Consider the following 5525-nt stretch of genomic DNA (forward strand, 5'->3'; position numbering starts at 1 on the left):
GGTTAAACAGCGATGGCCACCCATTTCTGGGTGGCCATCGTGAATGGTGTCCGGCGGTGTCCTACTCTCCCACAGGGTCCCCCCTGCAGTACCATCGGCGCTGAGAGTCTTAGCTTCCGGGTTCGGAATGTGACCGGGCGTTTCCCTCTCGCTATGGCCGCCGTAACCCTGGCGACACACGCACCCGAGGGCACATGGTCAAATCTGGGTTACACGCCGTGCGTGTATTCAATTGTTCCGCTCCTCCCGAAGGAGGATGCGGGGTGCCCGTCTTCTGGGAACCACAAAGTGGACGCAAGCAATCTCTGACCACTCCTACCAGCCTTTACAACGGTATGAGTGTAGTGATTATCAAGTTATCGGCTTATTAGTACCGGTCAGCTCCGACAGTCTTTAGTCCTGTCTTCCACATCCGGCCTATCAACCCAGTCGTCTGGCTGGGAGCCTCTCCCCCGAAGGGATGGAAATCTCATCTCGAAGCCGGCTTCCCGCTTAGATGCTTTCAGCGGTTATCCGTTCCGAACGTAGCTAATCAGCGGTGCTCCTGGCGGAACAACTGACACACCAGAGGTTCGTCCATCCCGGTCCTCTCGTACTAGGGATAGATCTTCTCAAATTTCCTGCGCGCGCAGCGGATAGGGACCGAACTGTCTCACGACGTTCTAAACCCAGCTCGCGTACCGCTTTAATGGGCGAACAGCCCAACCCTTGGGACCTACTCCAGCCCCAGGATGCGACGAGCCGACATCGAGGTGCCAAACCATGCCGTCGATATGGACTCTTGGGCAAGATCAGCCTGTTATCCCCGAGGTACCTTTTATCCGTTGAGCGACAGCGCTTCCACAAGCCACTGCCGGATCACTAGTCCCGACTTTCGTCCCTGCTCGACTTGTCAGTCTCACAGTCAAGCTCCCTTGTGCACTTACACTCGCCACCTGATTGCCAACCAGGTTGAGGGAACCTTTGGGCGCCTCCGTTACTCTTTGGGAGGCAACCGCCCCAGTTAAACTACCCATCAGGCACTGTCCCTGAACCCGATTAGGGTCCGAAGTTAGATATCCAGAGTGACCAGAGTGGTATTTCAACAATGACTCCACGAACACTAGCGTGCCCGCTTCAACGTCTCCCACCTATCCTACACAAGCCACACCGAACACCAATACCAAACTATAGTAAAGGTCACGGGGTCTTTCCGTCCTGCTGCGCGTAACGAGCATCTTTACTCGTAATGCAATTTCGCCGAGTTCGCGGTTGAGACAGCTGGGAAGTCGTTACGCCATTCGTGCAGGTCGGAACTTACCCGACAAGGAATTTCGCTACCTTAGGATGGTTATAGTTACCACCGCCGTTTACTGGGGCTTAAATTCTCAGCTTCGCCTTGCGGCTAACCGTTCCTCTTAACCTTCCAGCACCGGGCAGGCGTCAGTCCGTATACATCGTCTTGCGACTTAGCACGGACCTGTGTTTTTAGTAAACAGTCGCTTCCCACTGGTCTCTGCGGCCATCGAACGCTCCCGGAGCAAGTCCGTTCACGCCTCAGGCCCCCCTTCTCCCGAAGTTACGGGGGCATTTTGCCGAGTTCCTTAACCACGATTCTCTCGATCTCCTTAGTATTCTCTACCTGACCACCTGAGTCGGTTTGGGGTACGGGCAGCTAGAACCTCGCGTCGATGCTTTTCTTGGCAGCATAGGATCACCGATTTCGACTTGCGTCTACCCATCAGATCTCAGGCTATATGAACGACGGATTTGCCTATCGTTCGCCCTACATCCTTAGACCGGGACAACCATCGCCCGGCTCGGCTACCTTCCTGCGTCACACCTGTTAATACGCTAAACGCACCAGCACGGGGTCGTACGCTAGGCCCAACGCTTCACCCCGAAGGGATCCATCACAGGGATTCAGATACTTAGCACTACTGGATTGTCTTGGGCGGTTCTTCGCCGGTACGGGAATATCAACCCGTTGTCCATCGACTACGCCTGTCGGCCTCGCCTTAGGTCCCGACTTACCCAGGGAAGATTAGCTTGACCCTGGAACCCTTGGTCTTCCGGAGGACGGGTTTCTCACCCGTCTTTCGCTACTCATGCCTGCATTCTCACTCGTGTGGCATCCACGGCTGGTTCACACCGCCGCTTCACTCGCCACACGACGCTCTCCTACCCATCAACACGGCTGGACCACGAAGGCCTACCACTAATGTCAATGCCACAACTTCGGTGGCGTGCTTGAGCCCCGTTACATTGTCGGCGCGGAATCACTTGACCAGTGAGCTATTACGCACTCTTTCAAGGGTGGCTGCTTCTAAGCCAACCTCCTGGTTGTCTGTGCAACTCCACATCCTTTCCCACTTAGCACGCGCTTAGGGACCTTAGTTGGTGGTCTGGGTTGTTTCCCTCTCGACTATGAAGCTTATCCCCCACAGTCTCACTGCTGCGCTCTCACTTACCGGCATTCGGAGTTTGGCTGACGTCAGTAAGCTTTTGGGCCCCATCGGCCATCCAGTAGCTCTACCTCCGGCAAGAAACACGCAACGCTGCACCTAAATGCATTTCGGAGAGAACCAGCTATCACGAAGTTTGATTGGCCTTTCACCCCTATCCACAGCTCATCCCCTCCATTTTCAACTGAAGTGGGTTCGGTCCTCCACGACGTCTTACCGTCGCTTCAACCTGGCCATGGATAGATCACTTCGCTTCGGGTCTAGACCCTGCGACTGAATCGCCCTATTCGGACTCGCTTTCGCTACGGCTGCCCCACACGGGTTAACCTCGCCACAGAGCACTAACTCGCAGGCTCATTCTTCAAAAGGCACGCCGTCACCCCTACAAGGAGGCTCCGACGGTTTGTAAGCAAACGGTTTCAGGTACTATTTCACTCCCCTCCCGGGGTACTTTTCACCTTTCCCTCACGGTACTTGTCCGCTATCGGTCATCTGGGAGTATTTAGGCTTATCAGGTGGTCCTGACAGATTCACACGGGATTTCTCGGGCCCCGTGCTACTTGGGATACTCTTCACGCCATAACACCATTTCGACTACGGGGCTCGCACCCGCTCTGGCCAGGCGTTCAAACCTGTTCGTCTATGATGCGCTGTAACGTTCACCGGCCGGCAGACCGGAACGAAAAGTCCCACAACCCCGGCCATGCAACCCCTGCCGGGTATCACACATGACTCGGTTTAGCCTCTTCCGCGTTCGCTCGCCACTACTGACGGAATCACTGTTGTTTTCTCTTCCTGTGGGTACTGAGATGTTTCACTTCCCCACGTTCCCTCTACCCGCCCTATATATTCAGGCGGGAGTCACCAGGTCACCACAAGGGGCCTGGCGGGGTTTCCCCATTCGGAAATCCTCGGATCACAGCTCGTTTATCAGCTCCCCGAGGCTTATCGCAGATTACGACGTCCTTCTTCGGCTCCAGATGCCAAGGCATTCACCGTTTGCTCTTATGAACTTGCTAATCACATGAGTTAAGAAACTACAACTCGAAAAGTTGCAGATCCAATGATTTGCATGACCGCAGCCCGAAAGCCGCGCCATGCGAATCTTGTCGATCCACGACCGAAGCCGTGAATCTAAGATGCTCGCGTCCACTGTGTAGTTCTCAAAATACGGGCGGTATCCCTCTCCCACACACCCAGGCGTGAGAAAAGGATCCGGAGAGTCGACCCCGCCACCCGAAGGCAGCCGGCCCGGTCCCTCAGGACCCAACAGCGTGCATGTACCCGACTCCACCGCCCCGACGCGTTCCCAACCCGAAGGCTGTACTGACGCGAGACGATCTCACCGAGCACCTAGTTCAATGTTCCACCCATGAGCTACCAGCAAAGACATTCGCTTTGATCTGGCGCCTGGAACACCCTGCGGTGTCCAGATGCTCCTTAGAAAGGAGGTGATCCAGCCGCACCTTCCGGTACGGCTACCTTGTTACGACTTAGTCCTAATCACCGATCCCACCTTCGACAGCTCCCTCCTTGCGGTTAGGCCACTGGCTTCGGGTGTTACCGACTTTCATGACTTGACGGGCGGTGTGTACAAGGCCCGGGAACGTATTCACCGCAGCGTTGCTGATCTGCGATTACTAGCGACTCCGACTTCATGAGGTCGAGTTGCAGACCTCAATCCGAACTGAGACCGGCTTTTTGGGATTCGCTCCACCTTACGGTATCGCAGCCCTTTGTACCGGCCATTGTAGCATGCGTGAAGCCCAAGACATAAGGGGCATGATGATTTGACGTCATCCCCACCTTCCTCCGAGTTGACCCCGGCAGTCTCCTATGAGTTCCCACCATGACGTGCTGGCAACATAGAACGAGGGTTGCGCTCGTTGCGGGACTTAACCCAACATCTCACGACACGAGCTGACGACAACCATGCACCACCTGTATACCGACCTTGCGGGGCAACCATTTCTGGAAGTTTCCGGTATATGTCAAGCCTTGGTAAGGTTCTTCGCGTTGCATCGAATTAATCCGCATGCTCCGCCGCTTGTGCGGGCCCCCGTCAATTCCTTTGAGTTTTAGCCTTGCGGCCGTACTCCCCAGGCGGGGAACTTAATGCGTTAGCTGCGACACGGAGACCGTGGAAAGGTCCCCACATCTAGTTCCCAACGTTTACGGCGTGGACTACCAGGGTATCTAATCCTGTTCGCTCCCCACGCTTTCGCTCCTCAGCGTCAGTAACGGCCCAGAGAACTGCCTTCGCCATCGGTGTTCCTCCTGATATCTGCGCATTCCACCGCTACACCAGGAATTCCATTCTCCCCTACCGCACTCTAGTCTGCCCGTACCCACTGCAGGCCCGAGGTTGAGCCTCGGGTTTTCACAGCAGACGCGACAAACCGCCTACGAGCTCTTTACGCCCAATAATTCCGGACAACGCTTGCACCCTACGTATTACCGCGGCTGCTGGCACGTAGTTAGCCGGTGCTTTTTCTGCAGGTACCGTCAAGCCGAAGCCCTTCTTCCCTACTAAAAGAGGTTTACAACCCGAAGGCCGTCATCCCCCACGCGGCGTTGCTGCATCAGGCTTTCGCCCATTGTGCAATATTCCCCACTGCTGCCTCCCGTAGGAGTCTGGGCCGTGTCTCAGTCCCAGTGTGGCCGGTCACCCTCTCAGGCCGGCTACCCGTCGTCGCCTTGGTGAGCCATTACCTCACCAACTAGCTGATAGGCCGCGAGTCCATCCTTGACCGAAAAACTTTCCACCCGCACCCGATGCCGGGGCAGGTCGTATCCGGTATTAGACGCCGTTTCCAGCGCTTATCCCAGAGTCAAGGGCAGGTTACTCACGTGTTACTCACCCGTTCGCCACTAATCCACCCAGCAAGCTGGGCTTCATCGTTCGACTTGCATGTGTTAAGCACGCCGCCAGCGTTCGTCCTGAGCCAGGATCAAACTCTCCGTAAAAAAATTACGACCCCCAACCCCGAAGAGAAGGAGAGTCAAGTTTGACCTCTAGCAAATAAGACATCTCTCCGACCCGAAAGCCGGAAGCTGACATCAATTTCCAAAGGAATCCCA

Annotated in this window: 3 rRNA genes; all 3 read right to left on the reverse strand. The window is 55.6% G+C overall.

Annotated elements, in window-relative coordinates:
• Positions 1 to 48: 48 nt before the first annotated feature.
• Positions 49 to 165 (reverse strand): 5S ribosomal RNA (gene rrf, locus C5C27_RS16375).
• Positions 166 to 347: 182 nt separating this feature from the next.
• Positions 348 to 3463, reverse strand: a 23S ribosomal RNA gene (locus tag C5C27_RS16380).
• A gap of 425 nt (positions 3464 to 3888) precedes the next feature.
• Positions 3889 to 5411: ribosomal RNA gene (locus C5C27_RS16385) — 16S ribosomal RNA — on the reverse strand.
• The 16S, 23S and 5S rRNA genes sit together here, the layout of an rRNA operon.
• Positions 5412 to 5525: the final 114 nt, after the last annotated feature.

Source organism: Rathayibacter sp. AY2B7, assembly GCF_002931635.1.
Lineage (GTDB): Bacteria > Actinomycetota > Actinomycetes > Actinomycetales > Microbacteriaceae > Rathayibacter.